Annotated in this window: 22 protein-coding genes; 12 read left to right on the top strand and 10 right to left on the bottom strand. The window is 65.1% G+C overall.

Features of this window, described 5'->3' with window-relative positions; all coding sequences use genetic code 11:
- Window positions 1–16 precede the first annotated feature (16 nt).
- A complete protein-coding gene (locus tag ASF98_RS15475) occupies window positions 17–769 on the top strand; it encodes a lipoate--protein ligase family protein (protein ID WP_055803383.1) in 753 nt (250 codons plus the stop codon).
- Here ASF98_RS15475 and ASF98_RS15470 read toward each other — a convergent pair.
- The gene (locus tag ASF98_RS15470) at window positions 766–1,023 is read right to left on the bottom strand and encodes a mycoredoxin (RefSeq protein ID WP_011692168.1); all 258 of its coding nucleotides are present in this window, start codon (window positions 1,021–1,023) and stop codon (window positions 766–768) included. The two genes, ASF98_RS15475 and ASF98_RS15470, sit on opposite strands and share 4 nt — an antisense overlap.
- Window positions 1,024–1,193: 170 nt before the next feature.
- On the opposite strand from ASF98_RS15470, the gene ASF98_RS15465 reads away from it, so the two are divergent.
- Entirely contained in the window at window positions 1,194–1,940 is a 747-nt protein-coding gene (locus tag ASF98_RS15465) for an SOS response-associated peptidase (RefSeq protein ID WP_082506873.1), read from the top strand.
- Window positions 1,941–1,988: 48 nt separating this feature from the next.
- Here the strand turns inward: ASF98_RS15465 and ASF98_RS15460 are convergent, their stop codons facing one another.
- Window positions 1,989–2,411 carry a VOC family protein gene (locus ASF98_RS15460; protein WP_055803376.1) on the bottom strand — a complete coding sequence of 141 codons (423 nt, stop codon included), beginning with the start codon at window positions 2,409–2,411 and terminating at the stop codon, window positions 1,989–1,991.
- 14 nt (window positions 2,412–2,425) lie between these two features.
- Between ASF98_RS15460 and ASF98_RS15455 the strand changes: the two genes are divergently transcribed.
- The gene (locus tag ASF98_RS15455; protein WP_055803374.1) at window positions 2,426–2,752 is read left to right on the top strand and encodes a chorismate mutase; all 327 of its coding nucleotides are present in this window, start codon (window positions 2,426–2,428) and stop codon (window positions 2,750–2,752) included.
- Window positions 2,753–2,790: 38 nt separating this feature from the next.
- Here the strand turns inward: ASF98_RS15455 and ASF98_RS15450 are convergent, their stop codons facing one another.
- Entirely contained in the window at window positions 2,791–3,177 is a 387-nt protein-coding gene (locus ASF98_RS15450) for a hypothetical protein (RefSeq protein WP_055803370.1), read from the bottom strand.
- 856 nt (window positions 3,178–4,033) lie between these two features.
- Between ASF98_RS15450 and ASF98_RS15440 the strand changes: the two genes are divergently transcribed.
- The 6 genes from ASF98_RS15440 to pdxS all read left to right on the top strand — a co-directional run bounded on the left by ASF98_RS15440 (window position 4,034) and on the right by pdxS (window position 12,331).
- A complete protein-coding gene (locus ASF98_RS15440) occupies window positions 4,034–4,360 on the top strand; it encodes a DUF6504 family protein (protein ID WP_055803364.1) in 327 nt (108 codons plus the stop codon).
- Window positions 4,357–7,857 carry a DNA polymerase III subunit alpha gene (locus ASF98_RS15435; RefSeq protein ID WP_055803360.1) on the top strand — a complete coding sequence of 1,167 codons (3,501 nt, stop codon included), beginning with the start codon at window positions 4,357–4,359 and terminating at the stop codon, window positions 7,855–7,857. The genes ASF98_RS15440 and ASF98_RS15435 overlap by 4 nt, the downstream gene beginning before the upstream one ends.
- A 143-nt stretch (window positions 7,858–8,000) precedes the next feature.
- A complete protein-coding gene (gene thrS / locus ASF98_RS15430) occupies window positions 8,001–10,010 on the top strand; it encodes a threonine--tRNA ligase (RefSeq protein ID WP_055803357.1) in 2,010 nt (669 codons plus the stop codon).
- A gap of 22 nt (window positions 10,011–10,032) precedes the next feature.
- On the top strand, window positions 10,033–10,623 hold the full coding sequence (locus ASF98_RS15425) for an HIT family protein (protein ID WP_055803721.1): 591 nt from the start codon (window positions 10,033–10,035) through the stop codon (window positions 10,621–10,623).
- A complete protein-coding gene (gene pgsA / locus ASF98_RS15420) occupies window positions 10,616–11,239 on the top strand; it encodes a phosphatidylinositol phosphate synthase (protein WP_055803353.1) in 624 nt (207 codons plus the stop codon). Before ASF98_RS15425 ends, pgsA begins: the two co-directional genes overlap by 8 nt.
- A gap of 165 nt (window positions 11,240–11,404) precedes the next feature.
- Window positions 11,405–12,331 (top strand): pyridoxal 5'-phosphate synthase lyase subunit PdxS, encoded by a 927-nt coding sequence (pdxS, locus tag ASF98_RS15415; RefSeq protein WP_011692158.1) that lies wholly within the window; start codon window positions 11,405–11,407, stop codon window positions 12,329–12,331.
- 145 nt (window positions 12,332–12,476) lie between these two features.
- Here pdxS and ASF98_RS15410 read toward each other — a convergent pair whose 3' ends face one another.
- Window positions 12,477–14,489: a M3 family metallopeptidase gene (locus ASF98_RS15410; protein WP_055803351.1), complete on the bottom strand. Its 2,013-nt coding sequence runs from the start codon at window positions 14,487–14,489 to the stop codon at window positions 12,477–12,479.
- Between the two features lie 82 nt (window positions 14,490–14,571).
- Between ASF98_RS15410 and ASF98_RS15405 the strand changes: the two genes are divergently transcribed.
- Window positions 14,572–15,858 carry a CapA family protein gene (locus ASF98_RS15405; protein ID WP_235506038.1) on the top strand — a complete coding sequence of 429 codons (1,287 nt, stop codon included), beginning with the start codon at window positions 14,572–14,574 and terminating at the stop codon, window positions 15,856–15,858.
- A 309-nt stretch (window positions 15,859–16,167) separates the two neighbouring features.
- On the opposite strand, the gene ASF98_RS15400 is transcribed toward ASF98_RS15405, so the two are convergent.
- The 6 genes from ASF98_RS15400 to ASF98_RS15375 all read right to left on the bottom strand — a co-directional run bounded on the left by ASF98_RS15400 (window position 16,168) and on the right by ASF98_RS15375 (window position 21,395).
- Window positions 16,168–16,602 carry a protein-tyrosine phosphatase family protein gene (locus tag ASF98_RS15400; RefSeq protein ID WP_055803348.1) on the bottom strand — a complete coding sequence of 145 codons (435 nt, stop codon included), beginning with the start codon at window positions 16,600–16,602 and terminating at the stop codon, window positions 16,168–16,170.
- 158 nt (window positions 16,603–16,760) lie between these two features.
- Window positions 16,761–17,069, bottom strand: coding sequence for a hypothetical protein (locus ASF98_RS15395; protein WP_156372429.1), 309 nt, complete (start codon window positions 17,067–17,069; stop codon window positions 16,761–16,763).
- Window positions 17,070–17,677: 608 nt separating this feature from the next.
- On the bottom strand, window positions 17,678–18,661 hold the full coding sequence (locus ASF98_RS15390; protein WP_055803343.1) for a S1C family serine protease: 984 nt from the start codon (window positions 18,659–18,661) through the stop codon (window positions 17,678–17,680).
- A gap of 110 nt (window positions 18,662–18,771) precedes the next feature.
- On the bottom strand, window positions 18,772–19,281 hold the full coding sequence (locus ASF98_RS15385; protein ID WP_055803340.1) for an NUDIX domain-containing protein: 510 nt from the start codon (window positions 19,279–19,281) through the stop codon (window positions 18,772–18,774).
- Between the two features lie 87 nt (window positions 19,282–19,368).
- Window positions 19,369–20,109 (bottom strand): type 1 glutamine amidotransferase, encoded by a 741-nt coding sequence (locus ASF98_RS15380; RefSeq protein WP_055803338.1) that lies wholly within the window; start codon window positions 20,107–20,109, stop codon window positions 19,369–19,371.
- A complete protein-coding gene (locus tag ASF98_RS15375; RefSeq protein WP_055803335.1) occupies window positions 20,106–21,395 on the bottom strand; it encodes a Mur ligase family protein in 1,290 nt (429 codons plus the stop codon). Before ASF98_RS15375 ends, ASF98_RS15380 begins: the two co-directional genes overlap by 4 nt.
- Before the next feature lie 90 nt (window positions 21,396–21,485).
- Between ASF98_RS15375 and pdxT the strand changes: the two genes are divergently transcribed.
- Both pdxT and ASF98_RS15365 read left to right on the top strand, forming a co-directional pair.
- Window positions 21,486–22,196 (top strand): pyridoxal 5'-phosphate synthase glutaminase subunit PdxT, encoded by a 711-nt coding sequence (gene pdxT / locus ASF98_RS15370; protein WP_055803332.1) that lies wholly within the window; start codon window positions 21,486–21,488, stop codon window positions 22,194–22,196.
- Window positions 22,197–22,199: 3 nt separating this feature from the next.
- Window positions 22,200–22,955, top strand: coding sequence for a YebC/PmpR family DNA-binding transcriptional regulator (locus tag ASF98_RS15365; RefSeq protein WP_055803328.1), 756 nt, complete (start codon window positions 22,200–22,202; stop codon window positions 22,953–22,955).
- The last annotated feature ends 22 nt before the right edge of the window (window positions 22,956–22,977 follow it).

Raw genomic sequence — 22,977 nt, 5'->3', positions numbered from 1 at the left:
AAGGGAGCTTAGCAAGATGCAGCATACGGCCGGCGCACCCGCCACGCTGACCATTGTCCGGCAGGAGCAGTCGCTGGGCGCGGCGCGTGACCTGGAATTCGGCATTGAGCTGCTGGGCATGGCCAAGACCGGGCGGATCGGCCCGACGCTCAGGCTGTACCGCCCGGCTCCGACGGTCGCCTTTGGCCAGCGCGACGCGCACCTTCCCGGCTTTGAGGCGGCAGCGCAGGCGTGCCGGGAGCTCGGATTTGAGCCGCTGGTCCGGAAGGCGGGCGGCCGGGCTGCGGCCTATCACGAGGGAACGTTGATCGTGGACCATGTGGAGCCCCATGCCGATGCCATCGCCGGCGCCAAGGGGCGCTTTGCCTTTTTCGGCGGGATGCTGGCCGACGCGCTGCGGAACGCCGGAGTCCAGGCCGCCGTCGGCGAAATCCCGGGGGAGTACTGCCCCGGGGAGTTCAGCGTCCACGGCCTGGACCCGGCAGATCCGCTGCACCGGGTCAAACTGATCGGCACCGCCCAGCGGGTGGTGTCGGGTGGCTGGCTGTTCAGCTCGGTGATCGTGGTGGAGAATTCCGCGCCGATCCGCAAGGTCCTCGAAGCCAGCTACGCGGCCCTCGGGCTTGACTGGGACCCGGCCACTGCCGGTGCCGTTGACGACCTCGTCCCCGGGCTGGACGTGGCCGCCATCGAAACTGCGGTCATCAACACCTATGCCGGGTATGCGCAGCTGGACTACGCGGATTTCGCCAGCCTGCGAGCGGGCTAGGCGGCGAGCCGGCTCTTCACTTCGGCTGCCGACGGGTTGGTGGCCGCGGTACCGTCCGGGAAGAGGACGGTGGGTACCGTGCGGTTGCCTCCGTTGAGCTGCTCCACGAGGTCGGCAGTGCCTTCGACTTCTTCGATGTTGATCTCGGTGTAGCCGATGCCCTGGGCGTCCAGCTGCTTCTTCAGACGGTTGCAGTAACCGCACCAGGTAGTCGAAAACATGGTGATGGTGCCGGATTCGGGAGTGAAATCCACAGAGTTCTCCTCAGTATCGTTAGTGCTCGTCGTTATCAAAGCAGCTGTCTTTTCACTCAACGGTAACCCGTCGGCCGGTATTCCCCGGGCGCCGGGGCACCGCACCCCTGTCCTTGCCCCCTCGGGTTACGCCGGGTGACACTGCATCGGGGCGGTGGCATGCTGGTGCCATGTGTGGACGCTATGTGATGGCCAGGGCTGTCGGGGACCTGCTGGCAGAGTTTGACGCCGAACTGGAAGAGGAACTGGTGGTTCCACCGTCGTGGAATGTTGCTCCGACCGCCGATGTGCCCATCGTGCTGGAGCGGCTGGTGGACGGCAGTCCGGTCCGGCAGCTCCATGTGGCCCGGTGGGGGCTCGTGCCGTCCTGGGCCAAGGACCCTTCAATCGGCTCGAAGATGATCAATGCGCGAAGCGAAAGCGTCCTGGAGAAGCCGGCCTTCCGCAAAGCGACCCGGTCCCGGCGCTGCGCGGTGCCGGCCGACGGCTATTACGAATGGAAGGGTGAAGGGCGCGGCAAGCAGCCCTACTATGTGCACCCGAAGGACGGCCGGCCCCTGGTGTTCGCAGGACTCTACGAATGGTGGAAGGACCCGTCCAAGCCCGAGGGCGACCCGCACCGGTGGATGCTGTCCACCTCAATCATGACTACGGACTCGCCGCCCGAAGGCTATGCCGGCGGAATGCTCGCCGAACTCACCGCACTGCACGACAGGGTGCCGCTGCCCATGAACCGCGAGACCATGCAGGCGTGGCTGGATCCGCAGGCGGATGACGCTGCCGGCCTGGTGGATCTGGTTCGTGCGGGTGCGCACGACGTCGCCGAAGGCTGGACCATTGATGCCGTGGGCACCGCCGTCGGGAATGTAAAAAATGACTCGCCCGAGCTCATCCAGCCGGTGGGCAGCCTGTTCTAGCCGGCCACCGGACCCGTGACTCCAGACTGTGGCTCCGGACCTGTGACTCTAGACTGTGACGTTGCCGCCGGCGTCGACGGTCCACGTGGGATTGAAGGCGATTTCCCAGCGGAAGCCGTCGGGATCGGCGAAGTACCCCGTGTAGCCGCCCCATGGCTGGGTTTTCGGCGGCGCCACCACGGTGGCGCCGGACGCCTTTGCTTCCGCCATGACCCGGTCAACGTCCGCCGCGCTGCCCACGTTGTGGCTCAGCGTGACGCAGGGGACCCCGGCGGGGCTGCCCACTGACGCCTCGGCCTGCATCTGGCCTGCGTCCCAGAGGGAAAGAATGAGGCCGTGGTTGGCCTGGATGAAGACCACCTCGCCGGGGACTTCCCGGTGGACCGGCCAGCCCAGGCCGTCCACGTAAAAGGCGCGGGAGGCCTCGACACTGCGGACGCCTAATGAAATGAAGTCGACTCGAGGCTGCATTCTTAGATACTGTCATGCACATGCCCACAAATCACGGACACGACAAAGACGCCCAGGCCGACAGGGAGCAGCTCGCAGCTGTCCGCGTGGCCGTCGATGAAGTTGATGAGCAGATTGTCACCCTGATTGCCCGCCGTGAACGTCTGATCCGGATTTCCGGCACGTTGAAGGGTGATGACGCGGAGGTCAGGGCTCCGGGCCGCGTGGAGAAAGTCATCGAACATGTCCGCGCCGCCGCCGAGAAAAAAGACATCGACCCGGACATTGTGGAGAAGACTTACCGTGCGATGATCACGGCTTTCACCGAGCTTGAGATGAAAGTGCACAACGCCAGCAGCTAGCGGCTCAGAGCGATTCCTCCGTCAGAGCGATTCCTCCGTCAGAGCGATTCCTCCACGGGAACGTTCGCCTGGTATTCCCGGCCGTCGGCGTCGCTGAAGGCTGTCATCAGGTGACCCTTCTCCAGCCCCAGGACCGTGCTCATGGGAAAGTTGCCGGTAATGGTGCTGCCGGAATGCGAAACGCCGCTGAGGTCGAAATTCTCCTCGGTGCCGTCGTGGCTGAAGCAGTAGAAGGACACAGCTTCGCCGTTCATGAACTCGATCCCCATTCTTCGTTGATGGGAATGATCCGGTGTGGCTGCGACGAGGCCAACGACATAGGCGCCCGCCCCGGGGATATTGCCGTCTATATCAAAAGTCGCCACCAAGGTGGAATCCTTGGCGGCGATGGCTACGTGCTTCAGGAGTGCGTCATGGGAGCTCATGGCTCAATCCTGCCCCCCTCGCCCGCGTCCGTCCACCCCTGATTCAGGTTTTGTCAGGGCTCCGGCGCAGACGTGAATCATTAGAAGATACATTCGAATGTTTGCGGCATCGGGGCGCTCGGATCACCCGTCGATCTTCACGTCCAAAGCCGGCGGCGGTACCGTGGGGGCCCATGACTTCTGCGGACCAATTTCTGGCGGCATATGACCGGCAACTCCGGACGGACGCGGAGGCCCAAGGTGCGCTCGCCGTCGAGCGGCCGGGGCTGTTGCTGCTTTGCACCTTCGCGGGCGGCCGGGGTTTCGTGACGTATCGAAATCTCGATGGAGCCGGTTGCCAGGCGATTGACCGGTGGGTGGTGTAAGCGCTCGCGTACTTCCGCGGGGATCCGGCAGTTGTGCGGGTGGAGTGGAAAACCCATGGTCATGACTATGCACCCGGGCTCCATGGCAAGGGTTCGGACGAGAACGCCGAAGCGCTCCTCCGTCGCGTGGCGCGGCCAAGGGATATGCCGTGCAGTCACCGCGGCCCGCGCTCAGTCCGCAGTGAAGCTGGGCAAGAAACTCATCCACAGTGATTCGACCGGATACTCGCGGCCGATCCTGGAGCGCTACGGGTTTCTCCGGGTGTCAACAACCACCCCGTACTGCTGGCGGCGCTGAAGCCCGGCTGTCCGGCAAAGCTCCCCGCTTCGGCTTCGAGAAGGCCTGTATAGGTTTTGTCCCGGCTCCGGCGTAGACTTGATTATTCGAAGATATATTCGAAAGAATTGTTTCGAACGAATCATTTCAGATTTCCCCTGCGCCGTTGCGCCCACGCGTGGCGGTCGGGGGAGTGCACTTCCGGGAGGCGCCGATGGGCTTGTTCAGCGAGGGTGTCGACGTCGTCTGCACACCCGCCGGCCAGCCATCGACGCTCACCTGGGCTGGTCGCCATTACACGGTTTGCGCAGAGCCCGTGCGCTGGTTTGAGCGCAGGCAGTGGTGGGCCGAAGAAACCCGCGCACCACTGGGAACCGGCCCGGGACTGGTGGACCACGAGATCTGGCGCGTCCAGGTCCGGCCCGCTGATGTGGAGGCGGCGCCGGATGAAGCCCTCACCCTCGACCTGACCAGGAGCATCGGCAGCGGCCGGTGGAGGCTGCTTAAGATCCACGATGCCCTGAGGCCGCGATCAGCATGAGCTTCACCCATCTTCACGTTTCCACCGCCTTCAGCGCCCACTATGGGGTGTCCTGGCCGGATGAGCTTGCCCAGGCGGCCGCCGCGGACGGCGCCACCGCGCTTGCCTGCACTGACAGGAACGGCCTGTACGGCACTGTCAAACACCTCAAAGCCTGCATGGCGGCGGGACTGGATCCCGTCGTCGGGGTTGACCTTGCGGTCTATGACGACGACGGCGACCTCCGCACCCAGCTCGCGGGCCGCGTCGTTGTACTTGCCCACGGACACAACAAAGGTGCCGGCTACCGGGCCCTCTGCCGCCTGATTTCAGATGCCCATGCCCGTACGTCAGGCAAGGCCGGGGGAGTAGTGCCCGTTGCGGTGACCCGCGCCGAAATCGCTTCCCGGGCACTGCACCCGGAAACACTGGAACCGGTGCTGACTGTGCTGGTGGGGCCGGATTCAGACGTTGGCAGGGCAATGAGCGGCCGCCGGTACCTTCGCCCCCGCACGTTGTTCAAACAATGGCTGGACAGCATGCCGAAGGGAACCGTGGCAGCAGAAGTGGTGTCCCACCTCAGCGCTCCCGGGGAGCCGCTGAGCACTGCCCATGCCGTGCGCATGCTCAAGCTTGCTGCCGAGCACGGGGTTCCGGCCGTCCTGACCAACGCCGTGCGGTATTGCGCGGAAGACGGGGCTGCAACGGCGGATGTGCTGGATTCTGCCCGCACCTTGAAATCCCTGACCGAACTGACTGAGGAGCCGTTGCTTCAGCCCAACGGCCGGGGGTGGCTGAAGACCTCCGCCCAAATGCTCGAACTCGGCAAGGAGGTCATCCATGCCGCGGGCTACGGCGCCACCGACCTCACCAGGTTGCTCGGCCAAACCGAGGCGCTCGCGGACCGCTGCCGGATGGACCCGGTCGCGGACATGGGGTGGAAGCAGCCGGTGGTTCCCGAAGCTTCGGTCATCGGCATTGATGGCGATCCGCTGGTTGAGCTGACCAGGCGCTGCGAGGCCGGCATCAGCCGGCGGTTCCCGGGGATATCAGGGCGGGCCGAGGCGGAAATGCGGGCACGGCTGGAGCACGAACTGAGGATCATCGCCAACCTTGGCTTCGCTTCCTACTTCCTCACGGTGGCCGAGGTGTCCCGGATGATCCTGGACATGGGGGTCAGGGCCGCGGCGAGGGGCTCCGGGGCCTCCAGCCTGGTGAACTACCTGATCGATGTCAGCCAGGTGAACCCGCTGCAGCACGACCTCATTTTCGAGCGGTTCCTTTCCCGCGACAGGGCAACGCTTCCGGACATCGACATCGACGTCGAAAGTGCCGAGCGGCACAACGTGTACCGCCGGATCTTTGACCGCTTCGGGGCGGAACGCGTCACGCTCATGAGCATGCAGAACGGCTACCGCGCTCGCGGTGCCGTCCGGGATGCCGGCCACGCACTGGGCATGGACGACGGCGACATCGGCGAGATCGCCAAGCAGTTGTGGCGGTTCTCGGCAAGGAACTTCCGTGAAGCCCTGGTGGAAAAACCCGAACTGAAGGAATTCGCAGGAAGGGTGGAGCAACGCGAATTCGCGGAAAACCAGCAACTCGACCTGCTCGTTGACCTGACAGAGAGGCTCGACCGCCTGCCACGGCACATCTCCATGCACCCCTGCGGCGTAATCCTTGGAGACGCCACGCTGCTGGACCGGACCCCCGTCCAGCCCAGCGGCCTTGGCCTGCCCATGAGCCAGTTCGATAAACACGACATGGATCCGATGGGGATGCTCAAGCTGGATGTCCTCGGCGTCCGAATGCAGAGCGCCATGGCCTTTGCCGTCCGTGAGGTCATCCGGCTGCACCCCTCAAAGGCAGAGGTGGTGGCTGCCGGTGCACATCTTCCCGGACCGGACGGCACGGGGCCGGACTTCATCTCGGCAGACGGGCACATCGACCTCAACGCCGTACCACTCGATGACGAACCAACCTACGAGCTGATCCGGAGCACGCATACCCTTGGCTGTTTCCAGATCGAATCTCCCGGCCAGCGGGAACTCATCGGCAAAATGGCACCGCGGGAATTCAACGACCTCATTATCGACATATCGCTGTTCCGCCCGGGGCCCATGAAATCGGACATGGTCCGGCCCTTCCTCGAACACCGGCACGGATTCGCGCCGGAGGTCTATCCGCATCCGGACCTCAAACCTGTGCTCCAGGAAACCCACGGCGTGACGGTCTTCCACGAACAGATCCTGAAGACGTTCGACGTCATGACCAAGTGCGGCCTGGCCCGGGCTGATGAATTCCGCCGTGCCCTGGGAAACGAACTCCAGGAACCCGTAGTGGAGGAATTTTTCCGCAGGGAAGCCCGGGCACGAGGTTACACCCCGGAGGTCGTGGACAAGGTCTGGGGAACACTCAAGGCCTTTGGCAGCTTTGGCTTCTGCAAGGCACACGGAGCAGCCTTCGCCGTGCCCACCTATCAGTCGGCCTGGCTGAAGGCCCACCACCCGGAAGCTTTCCTCGCCGGGCTATGGGAACACGATCCCGGCATGTATCCCAAGAGGCTCCTGGTGGCCGAAGCTCGGCGGCTGGGGATCCCCATCCTGCCCCTGGACATCAACAGGAGCCAGGCAGAGTACCGGGTGGAGCGGGTCGGATCCGGGCCCGACCGCGGGAAGCTGGGCATCCGGCTCAGCCTGAACGGCATCTACGGGCTTTCCGGGGCCGAACTCAAAAGGATCGTTGCCGGCCAGCCCTACGACTCGCTGGCAGACCTGAGGGCCCGCTCCAGGCTGAGCAAGCCCAGCATCAAGCGGCTTGCCCAACTCGGAGCATTCGACGCGCTGCACCGGGAATCCGGCGGAGCCGCCAACCGGGCAGACCTCGTCCAGCACCTCCAGGCCCTCCAGAACCGCCCGGGTAAGAAAGGCGTTGAGGTCATCGAGGGCCAGCTGTCCCTGCCCCTGGGTGATGTTGAACTCAAGAACCTGAAGGCCGAACTTCCAGCTCCGAGCATGATCGAAAACGTGCGGGCAGAACTTGACCTGATGGCGGTGGATGTCAGCGAACACCTGATGGCCAGCCACAGGCCCCTGCTCGACCGGCTGGGCGTCACCACCGCGGACAAGCTCCTGGGGCTCCGGAACGGCACCGAAGTGCTGGTGGCAGGGGTCCGGATTGCCACGCAGACACCGCCGATGCGCGGCGGGCGCCGGGTGGTGTTCATCAGCATCGACGACGGAACCGGCTGTGTGGACTCCGTATTCTTCCATGAGGCCCAGGAACTGGCAGGACCGTTGCTGTTCGGCACCCGCCTGCTCCTGATCCGTGGCAACACCCGCAGGACCGGTCCCCGCGGGATCAGCATCAGCGCCACCATGGCCTGGGACCTCAGCCGCACCGAGACCCTGCCGTACCCGGAAAAGCAATCCACCGACACCTGGGAACCTGACCTCCAACTACGGGGGCCGTTGGACGGAATCAGCCGCAGCCTGGCCATCACGGGGCTTGGCAGCTGAACCTCAACTCCGGATGGGTCAGGCGCGCGGGCCGGCCGCGCCGCTTTGGTCGGCCTCTCTCCCAACCGATAGCATGGACGAGGCTGGCTGTGGTCCCCGTACGCCACAAGCTACGAAGCCTTAACTTTGAATAGGAGACACCCGTGTCAGATGCCCAGCAGATCACCCTCATCGTCGACGGCGAAGAGACCAAGGTGACTACCGGGACCACCGGCGCGGAACTCTTTTTTGAGCGCCGCGACGTCGTTGTTGCCCGAGTAAACGGCGAACTGAAGGACCTCGACCAGCCGCTCCCCGAGGGCGCGGACATCGAAGGGGTCACCATCGATTCCCCGGACGGCCTTAACGTCCTCCGGCACTCGACTGCCCACGTGATGGCCCAGGCCGTGCAGCAGCTTCGCCCCGACGCCAAGCTCGGTATCGGTCCCTACATCACTGACGGCTTCTACTTCGACTTCGACGTCGCCGAGCCGTTCACCCCGGAAGACCTGAAGGCCCTGGAAAAGATGATGCTCAAGATCATCAACCAGAACCAGAAGTTCGTCCGCCGCGTCGTCTCCGAGGACGAAGCCCGCGAGGCCATGAAGGACGAGCCCTACAAGCTGGAACTGCTGGGCAAGAAAAACAACGCCGCAGACGCCGGTGAAGGTGTGAATGTTGAGGTCGGCGTCGGCGATATCACCATCTACGACAACGTGGACCGCAAGAGCGGGGACAGCGTCTGGTGCGACCTGTGCCGCGGGCCCCACCTGCCCAACACCAAGCTCATCTCCAACGCCTTCGCCCTGACCCGGTCCTCGGCCGCCTACTGGCTGGGCAACCAGAACAACCAGCAGCTGCAGCGCATCTACGGCACTGCCTGGCCCACCAAGGACGCACTCAAGGCCTACCAGGAGCGCATCGCCGAGGCTGAACGCCGCGACCACCGCAAGCTCGGTGCCGAGCTGGACCTGTTCTCCTTCCCGGACGAGCTGGGCTCCGGCCTGCCGGTGTTCCACCCCAAGGGCGGCATCATCCGCAAGGCCATGGAGGACTACTCCCGCCAGCGGCACGTGGATGCAGGGTACGAGTTCGTCTACACCCCGCACATCACCAAGGGGCACCTTTACGAAGTCTCGGGCCACCTGGACTGGTACAAGGAGGGCATGTTCCCGGCGATGCACATCGACGCGGAACTGAATGAGGACGGCACCGTGCGCAAGCCCGGCCAGGACTACTACCTGAAGCCGATGAACTGCCCGATGCACAACCTGATCTTCCGCTCCCGCGGACGTTCCTACCGCGAACTTCCCCTGCGGCTGTTCGAATTCGGTTCGGTGTACCGCTACGAAAAGTCGGGCGTGGTGCACGGCCTGACCCGTGTGCGCGGCATGACTCAGGACGACGCCCACATCTACTGCACACGCGAGCAGATGAAGGACGAGCTCACCACCACGCTGAACTTCGTACTGGGCCTGCTCAAGGACTACGGCCTGGACGACTTCTACCTGGAGCTCTCCACCAAGAACGAAGACAAGTTCGTGGGCGACGACGCCACCTGGGAGGAAGCCACCCGCACCCTCGCCGAAGTTGCTGAAGCCTCGGGTCTGGAGCTCATTCCGGATCCGGGCGGAGCTGCGTTCTACGGCCCGAAGATCTCCGTCCAGGCGAAGGACGCCCTCGGCCGCACCTGGCAGATGTCCACCATCCAGCTGGACTTCAACCTGCCCGAGCGCTTCGAACTCGAATTCCAGGCCGCCGACGGCACCCGCCAGCGCCCGGTGATGATCCACCGTGCCCTGTTCGGCTCCGTGGAACGGTTCATGGGTGTGCTGACTGAGCACTATGCCGGCGCCTTCCCGGCATGGCTGGCGCCCGTGCAGGTGGTGGGCGTCCCCGTGGCAGAGGCCTTCAACGACTACATGTTCGACGTCGTGGGCCAGCTCAAGGCCGCCGGTATCCGTGCGGAGGTGGACATCTCCTCCGACCGGTTCCCGAAGAAGATCCGCACCGCCAGCAAGGACAAGATTCCGTTCGTCCTGATTGCCGGCGGCGAGGACGCCGAGGCCGGGGCAGTCTCCTTCCGGTTCCGCGACGGCAGCCAGGACAACGGCGTGCCGGTGGCCGAAGCCGTCCAGAGGATTGTCGACGCCGTCCGCAACCGGACCAGCTAGCGGAAGCGGAATGGCAGGCGACGTGCAGGAGAACACAGGCGCTGGCGGAGGACATCCGGGCGACGGCGACGTGACCGATGAATTCGGTCTGGCCGGAGTTCCGGACGCTTTCCAGCGCCTGTGGACCCCGCACCGCATGGCCTACATCAAGGGCGGGCAGCACCAGTTCAAGAACGAGGATGACTGCCCGTTCTGCGTGGCCCCTGCCCGCAGCGACGAAGACTCCCTGATTGTCTACCGCGGGCGCACCGCATACGTGGTCCTGAACCTTTTTCCCTACAACCCGGGCCACCTGCTGATCTGCCCTTACCGGCACGTTCCCGATTACACGGACCTGACCGTGGAGGAAACCGCGGAATTCGCAGCGCTGACCCAGACCTCCATGCGGGTCCTGCGCAAGGTGTCCAACCCCGGGGGCTTCAACCTCGGGATGAACCAGGGCGTGGTGGGCGGGGCCGGGATCGCCGGCCACCTGCACCAGCACGTCGTTCCGCGCTGGGGCGGGGACGGTAACTTTTTCCCCATCATCGCCCAGACAAAAGCAATCACGCAGACGCTCGGCGAAGTCCGCCAGCAGGTCGCCGAGGCCTGGCCGGAGGACGAGCATGCTTAACCGGCATGCCCGCGGGTTTTTCACCGCACTGTTCTCCCCGCTTGCCCGCTGGCTCCTGAAGATCGGTGTTTCGCCGGATGCCATCACCATCGTGGGAACGGCAGGCGTGGTGGTGGGCGCACTGGTGTTCTACCCGCTGGGTCAGCTGTGGTGGGGGACGCTCTTCATTACGGCCTTCATTTTCTCCGACGTCCTTGACGGCATCATGGCACGCATGCAGGAGCGGGGCGGGCGCTGGGGCAACTTCCTGGATTCCACCCTGGACCGGGTTGCTGACGGCGCCCTGTTTGCCGGACTTGCCATCTGGTACTTCACGGGAGGCGCGGACCGCGCGATCGCCATCGCCGCCGTCGTGTGCCTGGTGCTCGGCATGGTGGTCTCCTATGCGCGGGCCAAGGCCGAGGCTCTCGGCTTCCACGCAAACGTGGGCATTGCCGAGCGCGCAGAGCGGCTGGTTTCTGTTCTGGTGGTCACCGGATTCACCGGGCTCGGGCTCCCCAGTGTGGTCCTGCTGGTGACACTGACCCTCCTGGCTGCCGCCAGCCTGGTGACCGTCGTCCAGCGGATCGCCACCGTGCACCGGCAGTCGCTGGAAGAGACGGGACTGCCGGGGTAACCCGAATTCAGCAGCGTCGCAGCGTGGGACTAGTATTAGCTGTACCTGGTCATTGGATCCGGTAATCCGGTGTGCGCGCGGCGTGGGCTTCCCGTCTGTGCTGCCGCCTGCGCCGGGACCGAGAGACCGGATCTACGTAACATCTAGCTACCCATAGGGGTTTTTGTGTCTACACCTGATGTAAGCAGCGAAGCCGGCTCGTCCGCCAACAGCGTCACGGGCAGCAACCGCGTCAAGCGCGGCATGGCCGAGATGCTCAAGGGCGGCGTCATCATGGACGTCGTCAACGTCGAACAGGCCCGCATCGCCGAAGACGCCGGTGCCGTGGCCGTGATGGCGCTGGAACGCGTTCCGGCAGATATCCGGGCCCAGGGCGGCGTGTCCCGCATGTCCGATCCGGACATGATCGACAAGATCATCGAAGCCGTGTCCGTGCCGGTCATGGCCAAGGCCCGGATCGGCCACTTCGTCGAAGCCCAGGTCCTGCAGTCCCTCGGCGTGGACTACATCGACGAGTCCGAGGTCCTGACGCCGGCCGACTACGTCAACCACATCGACAAGTGGAACTTCAAGGTTCCCTTCGTCTGTGGCGCCACCAACCTCGGTGAGGCCCTGCGCCGCATCAACGAGGGCGCGGCCATGATCCGGTCCAAGGGCGAGGCCGGCACCGGAGATGTCTCCAACGCCACCGGCCACATGCGCCAGATCCGTTCCGAGATCGCCAAGCTCGCGGCCCTGCCCGAGGACGAGCTCTACGTTGCGGCCAAGGAACTGCAGGCCCCGTACGAACTCGTCAAGGAAGTTGCTGCCGCAGGCAAGCTCCCCGTGGTGCTGTTCACCGCGGGCGGCATCGCCACCCCGGCCGACGCCGCGATGATGATGCAGCTCGGCGCTGACGGCGTGTTCGTCGGCTCCGGCATCTTCAAGTCCGGCAACCCGGCCCAGCGCGCCGCCGCCGTCGTGAAGGCCACCACCTTCTTCGATGACCCCGACGTCATCGCCAAGGCCTCCCGCGGCCTGGGTGAAGCCATGGTGGGCATCAACGTGGACGAGATCCCGCAGCCGCACCGCCTCGCCGAGCGCGGCTGGTAACAGCTTCACAAGCAGTACGACGCCGGGCGGTCACCTTGTTGGTGACCGCCCGGCGTCGTTTGTTAACTCAACTGACTCGCATTTAACGTCCTGAAACGCGCTTTTCACGACGTTAAGTGCGAGTCAGTTGGGGAGGGGAAGGGGATTACTCAAGCCCGCGGCGCTTCAGCAGCGGCTCCAGCCTCGCGTCGCGGCCGCGGAAGGAGCGGAACGAGTCCAGCGGTTCGCGGCTGTTGCCGCGGGAGAGCAGTTCATTGCGGAAGAAGTCGCCGTTGGCCCGGCTGAGTCCGCCGTTTTCCTTGAACCACTCCACCGTGTCCGCATCCAGCACCTCGCTCCAGATGTAGGAGTAATAGCCTGCGGCATAGCCGTCGCCGGCGAAGATGTGCTGGAAATAGCCGGTCCGGTACCGCGGCGGAATCAGGTTGTGGGCCACCCCGGCCGCCGCGAGGGCCTTGGCTTCGAACGCCAGGACATCCGCCGGGACCCCGGATTCGTCCAGCACATGCCAGGCGAGGTCGAGGAGCGCCGCGCCCAGGTACTCCGTGGTGCCGAACCCTTCGCCCCACAGCTGCGATTCGTTGAGCTTGTCCACGATGTCCTGGGCAAGGGGCTCGCCGGTCACATGGTGGCGGGCATAATTGGCCAGCACCTCAGGCCACATGATCCACATTTCGTTGACCTGCGAGGGGTATTCCACAAAATCGCGTGGAACGGCGGTACCGGAGAACCGGGGGAAGGTCACGTTGGAAAACAGTCCATGCAGGGCATGGCCGAATTCGTGGAACGCGGTCCGGAGCTCGTCCAGGGTCAGGAGCGTGGGCTCGCCCGCCGGAGGCTTGGAAATGTTCAGGTTGTTGATCACCACCGGCTTCGTACCCAGCAGCGCGGACTGATCCACCAGCGAATTCATCCAGGCGCCGCCGCGTTTGGATTCGCGTGCATAGTAGTCGCCCAGGAAGAGGCCCAGTTCGGAGCCGTCCTCGTTGCGGACCTCCCAGACCCGGACGTCGGGGTGGTAGCCCTTGAGGTCGGGCCGCTCGTGGAAGGTGACACCGTAGAGGGAAGTCGCGGCGAAGAAGACACCGTCATGAAGGACCCGGTCCAGTTCGAAGTACGGGCGTAGGGCCTGCTCGTCCACGCTGTACCGCTCCCGCCGCACTTTCGCGGAATAGTACGCCCAGTCCCAGGCCTCGAGCGGATGGCCTGCCACCTCTGCAAGGGCGGCCGCCTCGGCGTCGGCATTCCGTACCGCGGCGGGCGCCAGACGGTTCATCATGGACTGTACAGCTGCGAAATCGGGGGCCGTCTGCCGGTCCACGGTGAGCTCGGCATAGTTGGCGAACCCCAAAAGCCGGGCCTTCTCGGCGCGGAGGGCAACCATGGACTTCACCAGATCCAGGACGTCGAGGCTGCCGCCGCTGCTTCCGCGGCTGATCGACGCCTGGTAGAGGCGGCGCCGGACGTCGCGGTCTTCCAAGGATGCCATGGCCGGCTGATTGCTCGGCTGGATGAGCGTGAGCAGGTATTTCCCGTCGTGACCAGCCTCGCGTGCTGCCTCGGCGGCGCTGGCGACGTCGTCCGCCGGCAGCCCGGCCAGCTCTGCGGCATCGTCGAGCAGCAGGGCCGAAGTCTTCATGGCTTCCTTGACGCGCTGCCCGAATTCGGTGCCCAGCCGGGACAGCTCCGCGTTCACCGCCCTGAGCCGGTCCTGGCCGGAATCATCGAGCTGGATGCCGGACTGGCGGAACTCCTTGAGGTACTCCTCCACGAGCCTGGCTGATTCATCATCGAGCCCGGCAGTGTCCACGGCGGCGAACCGGTCGAAGAGCCGCCGGTTCATGTAAACGGCATCCTGATGGGCGGAAAACTCCGGGGACAGCTCGGTCTCAAGGGCGCGGATGCCGTCCGAGGCATCCGCCGAGACCAGGGTGAAAAACGAAGCGGCGGCGCGCTGGAGGAGCTGCCCGGAGCGTTCCATCGCCAGGACCGTGTTCTCGAAGGCGGCAGGTTCGGTGTTGTCCACAATGGCCTGAATTTCAGCCAGGTGTTCCGCCAGGCCGGACCGGACCGCTTCGGAATAGTCGGCCTCGTCGATCTCGGCAAACGGGGGGAGCCCAAACGGCAAAGGACTGGGAGTCAGGAGGGGGTTGGTCATGAAGCAACACTTTCATGTAACTGGACGGTTCTCAATGGTGATTTGACGGGTTGCCGGGACTGGCCGCCGTAGGATGGCGCCTATGGGGGAACTCGCGAGGATGGTACCGAAAATCCACCGGGGACGGGGAGCCACGGTGTTCGCCGCGGCCGTCCTGCTGTTCAGCCTTACGTCGTGCGGCGTCATCGCCGAACAGGGCACCGGCCAGCGCCCGGCCGGCGCAGCACGCACGACGACGGCCGTGGCACCGCCGTCGTCAACTGTCCCGGAGGTGCCGGCCCCCTCTGCGGAACCCACGCCGGAACCCACGCCGGGCAAAGGCCCGGCCTGCGCTGCGGTCCGGTGCACGTCGGTCCTGGTGACCGGGGACATGCTGGTGCACGCCCAGCTGTGGGACCAGGCACGCGCCGACGCCGCTGCCCTCGGAAAGCCGGGCCTGGACTTCACCCCGCTGCTCGAGGGCCAGCGGGCGTACATTGGGGAAAGCGATCTCGCCATCTGCCATCAAGAAACTCCGGTCGCGGACCCAGACGGTCCCTTCTCGGCCTATCCGTCCTTCAACGTGCCGCCTCAGATCGCCGCGGCAGCCAAGGACGTTGGCTACCAGGCCTGCACCACCGCCAGTAACCACACCATCGACCAGGGAACCGGCGGCCTCGTTCGTACACTGGACGCCCTGGACGCAGCGGGTCTGAAGCACACCGGGTCCTACCGGACCGAGGCGGAATCGCAGGGGATCCTGATCCTGCAGACGGAAGCTGCCAAAATTGCGGTGATCGAAGCCACCTATGGCCTAAACGGGCAATATCCCGAGTACGCCTGGCAGGTGGACATGCTGGACGTCGGGGACATGGTCGCCAAGGCAAAGAAGGCGAGGGCGCTGGGTGCGGACATCGTGCTCGGAACCATGCACGCCGGTGACGAGTACGCCGGCGTCCCCAATGCCCAGCAGCAGGACACGGCCCATGCCCTGGTGGACAGCGGCGAGTTCAGCATGATTTACGGCCACCACACGCACTCGGTTCTGCCCGTTGAGAACTACAAAGGGACGTGGATTGTTTACGGGCTGGGCAATGGCGTCACGGAACAGTCCCCGTGGTACCAGGTAAACAATGAGGGCCTGCTGGTACGGGCCCAGTTCAGCCAGGACCCGGCCGGGAAATGGTCGGCCTCGGATCTTGCCTGGGTGCCATCTGTCATAGTCCGCGATCCGTACCGGTGGTGTTCCGTGGCGGCCGACGCGCCGCAGGGGCCGTGTGCCGGGGCGGAGGCCGATGCAGCGACGCGTCTGCGCACCCGGACCGTCGTGGAATCGATGGGCGCAGCCGCTGCGGGTGCCCGGGAGCTGATCCTTTCCAACAAACCGTGAAGTCAGCCGCAGCGGGATTGGTTAGCCGTGGCACGGCCCAACTTTGTGCCGCCCACCGGCCGGGACGATAGCAGCCCCTATGGCTGTCAAAACCGTGTTGCGGGCTGCCGTATTGCGGCGGATCCCGACGGCAGCCATTGGTGGGAAATTGCGGCGCTGGAACGCGAACCGGGATGGCTTTCAGCCGCTCAGGAGCGTCGTGGTCCTGGAACCCTCGCACTGGGTGATGCAGGCCCGGCAGTCCGCCAACCTCAAGCGGCTGTCTGAAGGCGGACAGCGTCTCACGTCATCCGTCGCACGCGATCCGTCTCACTTGATCCGGCGGGCAACATGCCTGACGTACCAGTGCTGCCAGGGGGTCTCCACCGCCGGCCCGTAGTGCTGCCGGACGTAGGACACAGCCTGTCCCGGTGCGACGCCGTCCATGATGGCGATGCAGGCAAGGGCCGTGCCGGTCCTGCTGTGGCCGCCCTGGCAGGCAATTTCAACGCGCTCCGATTCTGCCCGCACCCATGCTTCCCCCAGGGCATCCATGGCGTCGTCTTCGTTGAGGGGCAACCAGAAGTCCGGCCAGCGCACCCACCGTTGTTCCCATGGGGTCCGGGCCGGGCGCCTGCCCAGGAGGTAGACCGCGAAGTCGGGGTCGGGACCCGGTGGAAGTGGCCGGCGAAGTGGCCGGCCTCGGATTCGCCGGCCGGAGGGAAAACCGACGACGCCGTCATCACCTGGATCCCATATGCTCATGGATTGACTCTGGCATCGGATTGCCGGCACGGGAAGGGCGTACTGCCCGAGGCGGGCGAAAAGGGGCGTAAAGGGAGGGACATCGCGGCGAGCGATGCCCCTCCCTGCCGCCTCGCACCGGTTCTTGCAGACCGGTTGGTCAGGCGGCGGCTGGCCGCCTAGTTGTAATCGTAATGATCCCGATCGTGGCGGCGGTCACGGTCACAATCGCTGTGCCAGTACCAGTGATGGTGGTAGTAGTGCCAGTGACCATGCTTGTAGCACTTGCGGTGGTCGCGGTCACGATCGCGGTCGCGGTCCCGGTCACGGTTGTAGTGGTCCGTGTAACCCTGGTAGTTCTCAGCCGAAATCGTGACGGACTTCAGTCCCGTATCCGCTGCGGCAGGTCCGGCAGCCATTGCCGTACCCCCAACACCGAGTCCTGCGGCCAGCAGGGTGGATGCGAGCAATCCCATTGACCTCTTCATGAGATCTTCCTATCTTGTGGTTCATTCCCAGGTGTAGGCCGCAGACGGCGGGCATGCGGAATCGCCCATAGTCGATCAGTGTGGGTTCCAGCGCGCCACGCTGATGGCGGCGCCGGATAGGATTCCAGTCGGACGTTGTCTGCGGTTGATGGCCCCAAATTTAAGCGGCGATACGTTCCGTGAATCGGCGCATTGCCCCATTTTTGCAGTGACTGATTCAAGCGGCGGCGCAGAGCCCCAGCCGCATTTGGGAACCTCCGTGCCCCACGGTGCGTGTGATAAGCGCACGGAGAACGATATGAGGGCACCCCCCGTGCCTACCCCAATATCCACAATCCCGGCTCCGGCAACTCTAATCCGGCGGCCGGGCTGTAGTGCTGGAACAAAACCCGTCCGCCACGTCTGTGTGATTGGGGGGCTTGTTCACCAACAACGATAGCGCGATGGCCGAAATCAGAATAGGCGCAATGGGTTATTTTTTGCGCAAATAGCACTGCCTTCTTGCTGGGACGCACCTCTAACGCCCCCTGCGGCATCCGTGTTTCGTGCGATGCGACACTGCCAGCGGGACGGGAATATGACCGTCGCCGAGCCCCCATTGTTTCGGACTAGCCCTTGTCGGTCATTTCTTCCGGGACGGCCACTACATGCAGTTCCGTTCCGTCCCGGAGTGCCGAAATGTCCAACGGCGCCCCGATGGCCTCTGAGAAGAGCAACTTCTGGAGGCTCTCCGCGTTCGAAACTGACTTCCGGCCGACACTTAGCAGCACGTCCCCGGCGCGGAGGCCTGCACGGTCGGCAGGCGATCCCGGAAGGACTTCCACCACCAGGAGTCCATCACGGTGACCGGTCCGGACCACCGAGCTCACCGGAAGTTGCACCGGGGTGTTCACCAGTCCGAGGTAGGCGCGCCGGACCCGTCCGTCCGAGAGGAGCGAGGCGATGATCCGCCGCGAGGTGGCATTGATCGGAACCGCGAGCCCTAGTCCCGCTCCGGCGACGGCCGTGTTGATGCCCACGATCCGGCCGCGGGCGTCTGCCAGTGCCCCTCCGGAGCTGCCGGGATTTAGCGCGGCATCGGTCTGGATGACGTCCTCGATCACGCGGCGGTTGCGTCCGGACCACACCGGTATGGAACGTCCCAGGCCGCTGACGACACCCGCCGTCACGGAGCCAGAAAGCCCGAGCGGGTTGCCCACAGCGATCACCAGTTGACCGACCTTGAGTAGTTCGGCGTCGCCGAATTCGGCCGGCTGGGCAATCGGTGCCTTGCCGTGGACGATAGCGAGGTCGGACAGGGGATCGGCGCCCACCACTTCCACGGCCGTCCGGGTGCCGTCGGCAAAGACCGCGTGGCCCGTTCCCGCCGAGCCCACCACGTGGGCGTTGGTCACCAGGTAGCCGTCGGACGTGAACAGGACTGCCGAGCCTGCGCCCGCGCGGTACCGGCCGTTGCGCCCATTGCCGGTCATTTCGACGGCGGCCACGTGCGGGGTGACGGTTTCGGCCACGCGGATAACCGTGGCGGAATAGGAATCCAGGGGGTCTTCGGTAGCGTTCGCTCCGTTGAATCCGCTGCTGACTGCCTCCATGGTGCACCTCCTGACAAGATTCTTACCTATGTCAACGGTTCGGCACCCGGGGGTAGTCCGGCTGCTGCTACGCCTTCAGAGAAATCCGTCAGGGGAATCCGCCTGAGGAATCAGCGGTGGTCCCGCTGCAGCCGCCGCCAGAGGTCCGGCCAGGCCGTTGCGAACGCCGGGTGCAGGTCCCTGTCTTGAACGGAACCTGCCGGAACCCACTTCAGCTCAATGCTCTCTGCATCGTTGATGGCCGGGTCGAAGGATTCAACGACGCGGACGGCCACCGTGGTGTAGGACCAGTACCCGACGTCGAACACGGACGTGAACAGCACGCGGACGTTCTCCGGGGGCACGGCGGCTTCTTCGTGGGCTTCGCGCAGGGCACCCGTGATGGCGTCTTCGCCGTGGTGGAGGGCACCGCCGGGCAGGCCCCAGGTTCCGCCATGGTGACTCCACGCGGCCCGGTGTTGCAACAGGATGCCTTTGGCAGGATCCTGGACCAGTAGGCCGGCTGATCCGAAGCGGCCCCAGAATTTGCCCACTGCGCCTTCGACCCAGGCATCGCCAGGATCGCGCGGGCCGGACGGGTGGCGGAGGTGTTCCGGGAGGCTGGCGGCTGCAGTGTCCATGGGACCAGTTTCCCACGGTCCGTTGTCCGGCCGGTCACAAAGCGTCACCGGTAGGTCGTTGCAGGTGCGTGGAAGAACCGTAGGGTTCTAGCGGGGCCGCCGGGCAGCGTGTTCCCGCGCCAGCACGGCGTAGCGGTCGTCCGGCGCGCCGGCGCTGAAGCTTCCGTACTTGCGCTCGACGGCGGTGCGGATCAGGAAGTCGGCAATGGCCGGGTTCTTCGGCAGGAGTGATCCGTGGAGGTAGCTCGCCACGATATTCCGGTAGCGCGCCCCTTCCTTCCCGTCGCTGCTGTTGTTGCCGGTGCCCTTGGGGGTGGTGCCCAGCGGCTGGACACCTGGGCCCAGCGTCGTCTGGCCGCTGTGGTTTTCGTAGCCCAGGATGTCCCCGAACTCGGGAGAGGACACCGTGACATTGCCGATCAGGCGTTCGTCGGTGCCGTGCGTCTCGACGTCCAGCACGCCGATGCCCGGAATGACCGATCCCGTGCGGGTCTTGAAGAACCGTCCGAAAAGCTGGTAGAGCCCGCAGATCAGCAGCATGGGCGTTCCGCCTTCGGCCAGCTCCTTGAGCGTCGATTCACGGGAGAGCAGGTCGTCCTGGATCACCAACTGTCCGCTGTCCTGCCCGCCGCCGCCCACGATCAGGTCCACGTCGGACGGAAAGTCGTCGCCGACGTTGTATTCGAGAAGTTCCGGGGTGTACCCGTGCCAGCGGAGGCGCTGCTGGAGGACCAGGGCGTTGCCCCAGTCACCGTAGATGTTCATGTCGCGGGGGTAAAGCTGCAGGACCCGGATGGTTCCCTTGCTTTCTTCGGACGCCGGGCTCATGAGACCACCTCCACTGTGGTGATTTTGGACAGCTCGCGGCGGATGGCCAGCATTGCCGTGTAGGTGCAGAAAATGCGCTTGGGCTTGTCTTTGGCACCCTGGATGAATGCGGCAAGTGCCGGCGCGATCTCCGGGTTCACCGCGCCGATTGCCACCTCGTCGTACTGCAGCCGGAGGGCCATGTCGTAGGCCCGGGAACCGGACAACTGGTCCACGCCGCCTTCACGCAGGGAATCAAACTCCACGTCCCAAAGCCAGGACATGTCGCGGCCGTCGGCGTAGTTGTCATTGATGGCCACCATCGTGGCGTAGCCGCCGGCCGGGAAAGACTTCAGGCCCAGCCGGAAGCCGCTGGGGTTCTTGACCAGCACCAGGTCCAGCGGCAGCCCGTCAACCACCAGGCTCTCGCCGCGGCCGAAGGCGGGCGCAACCTCGGACAGGGCCTTGAGCAAGCCGTCATGATCCGTCGGCGCGGCGCCGTTCCCGGCGATGCAGCGTGCCAGGACAAGCGCGGCTGCAGCGTTGAAGATGTTGTAGACGCCGCGGAGCTTCATCCCGGTGGTGACCGTGGCGCCGTCGTACTCAAAATCGGCGTCATCGGTGCCCACCCGGCGCAGCACGACGTCGGCGTGCGGCTTTGCGGGGAGCGCCGGCACCGGGCTGCCGGGCCCGGCGCGGAGGTCGTCGTCGTTCGGGAACGTGCTGAGCAGGGAATCGTCGAGGCCGAAATAGCGGACCTCGGGTCCGTCCAGGGTGTCCGCAATGCGGGCGACGCGCGGATCCTCCCGGTTCAGGACGACCGTTCCCGTGGTTTTGGAGGCGATGTGCTGCAGGAGCTGGGCGGTTTTGTCGATCTCGCCGAAGCGGTCCAGCTGGTCACGGAGCACGTTGAGCAACAGGCTGTAGCGCGGCGGAACCCTGTTGACGAAGTGCACTGCGTGCGCCTCATCCAGTTCCAGCACCGCGATGTCCGCGTCGAGCCGGCCCCGCCAGTCCACGTCGCCCAGCAAGGCTGCGGCGACTCCGCGCGTAAAGTTGCTTCCGGTGCGGTTCGTGAAGACCTTCAGCCCCTGGCTCTCCAGCAGCTCGACCACCATTTTGGTGGTGGTGGTCTTGCCGTTCGTCCCGCTGACCACGGCTACACCCAGGGGCAGCGTGGACAGCGTCCGCTGCATGAAACCGGGGTCGATTTTCTCCACTACGAGGCCGGGGAGGGCAGAGCCTCCGCCCCTGAGCCGGGAAACCCGGCGGACGAGCTTGCCGAGCGGAACGCTGAAGTAAAGCATGCTCTGAATATATCCCAGTCACGGCATGGAACCCGGCCGGCCGGCCGGGTGCGGCAAGCCTCCGGCCATGGGGAGCACTATGCTGATTGGATGACCAAACCCCCTTCCACGGACTATTCCCGCGCGGGCGCAGGCCTGCGAATCGGTGTCCTGGCGCTCCAGGGCGACTTCCGGGAGCACCTGCGTGCGGCAGAAGCAACCGGCGCCACCGGCGTCGGAATCCGGCGGCCATCCGAACTTGACGGCATCGACGGCCTGATCATTCCCGGCGGCGAATCCACCACGATCGACAAGCTCGCCCGGGCCTTTGAACTCGCCGACCCCTTGCGCAAGCTCATCGCCGACGGCCTGCCCGTCTACGGCTCCTGCGCCGGCATGATCCTGCTCGCCGACGAAATCGCGGACCCCGCCACCGACCTGGCGGGCAATCCGCAGCAGACGTTCGGCGGCCTGGACATCACGGTCCGCCGCAACGCGTTCGGCCGCCAGCGGGAATCGTTTGAGACCGACCTCGAATTCAAGGGGCTTGAGTTCAGTGACACGGGCGCCGGTGTCGCTCCGGTGCACGCGGTGTTCATCCGCGGTCCGTGGGTGGAGCGGGTGGGCCCCGGCGTGGAGGTCCTGGCACAGGTGGAACCCGCGGATCCGGCGCATGCTTCGCATGCGGCTGCCCTGCAGGGGACGGCTAGAATTGTTGCAGTGCGTTCCGGCCACCTGCTGGCCACCTCCTTCCACCCGGAAGTGACGGGGGAGAAGCGCGTGCACGAACTGTTTATTCGAATGATCAGAGGAGAAGCGTAAAGCATGTCAGGCCACTCCAAATGGGCGACGACCAAGCACAAGAAGGCCATCCTTGATAGCCGCCGGGCAAAGTCGTTCGCCAAGCTGATCAAGAACATCGAAGTAGCGGCGCGGATGGGCGGCCCGGACCTGTCCGGCAACCCCGGGCTGGAGCTCGCGGTCACGAAGGCCAAGAAGACCTCGGTCCCCGCCGACAATATTGACCGCGCCATCAAGCGCGGCGCCGGCCTCACCGGCGAGGTCGTGGACTACACGGAGATCATGTACGAATGCCGCGGCCCGCAGGGTTCGGCGCTGCTGATCGAATGCCTCACGGACAACAAGAACCGTGCTGCCTCCGAGGTCCGGCTGGCCATTTCCCGCAACGGCGGCACCATCGCCGATCCTGGCTCCGTCAGCTACCTCTTCTCCCGCAAGGGCGTCGTTACGCTGCCCAAGAACGGGCTCAGCGAAGACGACGTCCTGATGGCCGTCCTCGACGCCGGTGCAGAAGAAGTCAAGGACAACGGCGACACCTTCGAAATCCACTCGGACCCGAAGGACCTCCAGGCTGTCCGCGACGCGCTCAAGGACGCCGGGATCGACTACGACACCGATGAGGCAGAGTTCGTTCCTTCCATGGAGGTGCCGCTGGACCTCGACGCCGCCAAGAAGTTCATGAAGCTCGTGGACGCGCTGGAGGAGCTCGACGACGTCCAGAACGTCTACAGCAACGCAGACCTGAGCGACGAAGTGCAGGCCGCACTGGAAGCCGAGTGATTCGGCAGCCCTGCTCTAAAAC

The sequence above is a fragment of the Arthrobacter sp. Leaf337 genome (genome assembly GCF_001423745.1).
Taxonomy (GTDB): domain Bacteria; phylum Actinomycetota; class Actinomycetes; order Actinomycetales; family Micrococcaceae; genus Arthrobacter.
Note: the sequence above shows the minus strand (reverse complement) of the source record. Positions and strands in the feature narration are given on the sequence as shown.

What these genes read in the sequence shown, in the direction of transcription:
- ASF98_RS15410 (WP_055803351.1), bottom strand. Translation starts at nt 14,489, where the DNA reads ATGACCAACCCCCTCCTGACTCCCAGTCCTTTGCCGTTTGGGCTCCCC.
- ASF98_RS15455 (WP_055803374.1), top strand. Translation starts at nt 2,426, where the DNA reads ATGCACATGCCCACAAATCACGGACACGACAAAGACGCCCAGGCCGAC.
- ASF98_RS15395 (WP_156372429.1), bottom strand. Translation starts at nt 17,069, where the DNA reads ATGAAGAGGTCAATGGGATTGCTCGCATCCACCCTGCTGGCCGCAGGA.
- ASF98_RS15435 (WP_055803360.1), top strand. Translation starts at nt 4,357, where the DNA reads ATGAGCTTCACCCATCTTCACGTTTCCACCGCCTTCAGCGCCCACTAT.
- ASF98_RS15475 (WP_055803383.1), top strand. Translation starts at nt 17, where the DNA reads ATGCAGCATACGGCCGGCGCACCCGCCACGCTGACCATTGTCCGGCAG.
- ASF98_RS15450 (WP_055803370.1), bottom strand. Translation starts at nt 3,177, where the DNA reads ATGAGCTCCCATGACGCACTCCTGAAGCACGTAGCCATCGCCGCCAAG.
- ASF98_RS15440 (WP_055803364.1), top strand. Translation starts at nt 4,034, where the DNA reads ATGGGCTTGTTCAGCGAGGGTGTCGACGTCGTCTGCACACCCGCCGGC.
- ASF98_RS15465 (WP_082506873.1), top strand. Translation starts at nt 1,194, where the DNA reads ATGTGTGGACGCTATGTGATGGCCAGGGCTGTCGGGGACCTGCTGGCA.
- pgsA (WP_055803353.1), top strand. Translation starts at nt 10,616, where the DNA reads ATGCTTAACCGGCATGCCCGCGGGTTTTTCACCGCACTGTTCTCCCCG.
- ASF98_RS15400 (WP_055803348.1), bottom strand. Translation starts at nt 16,602, where the DNA reads ATGAGCATATGGGATCCAGGTGATGACGGCGTCGTCGGTTTTCCCTCC.
- ASF98_RS15390 (WP_055803343.1), bottom strand. Translation starts at nt 18,661, where the DNA reads ATGGAGGCAGTCAGCAGCGGATTCAACGGAGCGAACGCTACCGAAGAC.
- ASF98_RS15365 (WP_055803328.1), top strand. Translation starts at nt 22,200, where the DNA reads ATGTCAGGCCACTCCAAATGGGCGACGACCAAGCACAAGAAGGCCATC.
- ASF98_RS15380 (WP_055803338.1), bottom strand. Translation starts at nt 20,109, where the DNA reads ATGAGCCCGGCGTCCGAAGAAAGCAAGGGAACCATCCGGGTCCTGCAG.
- ASF98_RS15460 (WP_055803376.1), bottom strand. Translation starts at nt 2,411, where the DNA reads ATGCAGCCTCGAGTCGACTTCATTTCATTAGGCGTCCGCAGTGTCGAG.
- ASF98_RS15385 (WP_055803340.1), bottom strand. Translation starts at nt 19,281, where the DNA reads ATGGACACTGCAGCCGCCAGCCTCCCGGAACACCTCCGCCACCCGTCC.
- pdxT (WP_055803332.1), top strand. Translation starts at nt 21,486, where the DNA reads ATGACCAAACCCCCTTCCACGGACTATTCCCGCGCGGGCGCAGGCCTG.
- ASF98_RS15405 (WP_235506038.1), top strand. Translation starts at nt 14,572, where the DNA reads ATGGGGGAACTCGCGAGGATGGTACCGAAAATCCACCGGGGACGGGGA.
- ASF98_RS15375 (WP_055803335.1), bottom strand. Translation starts at nt 21,395, where the DNA reads ATGCTTTACTTCAGCGTTCCGCTCGGCAAGCTCGTCCGCCGGGTTTCC.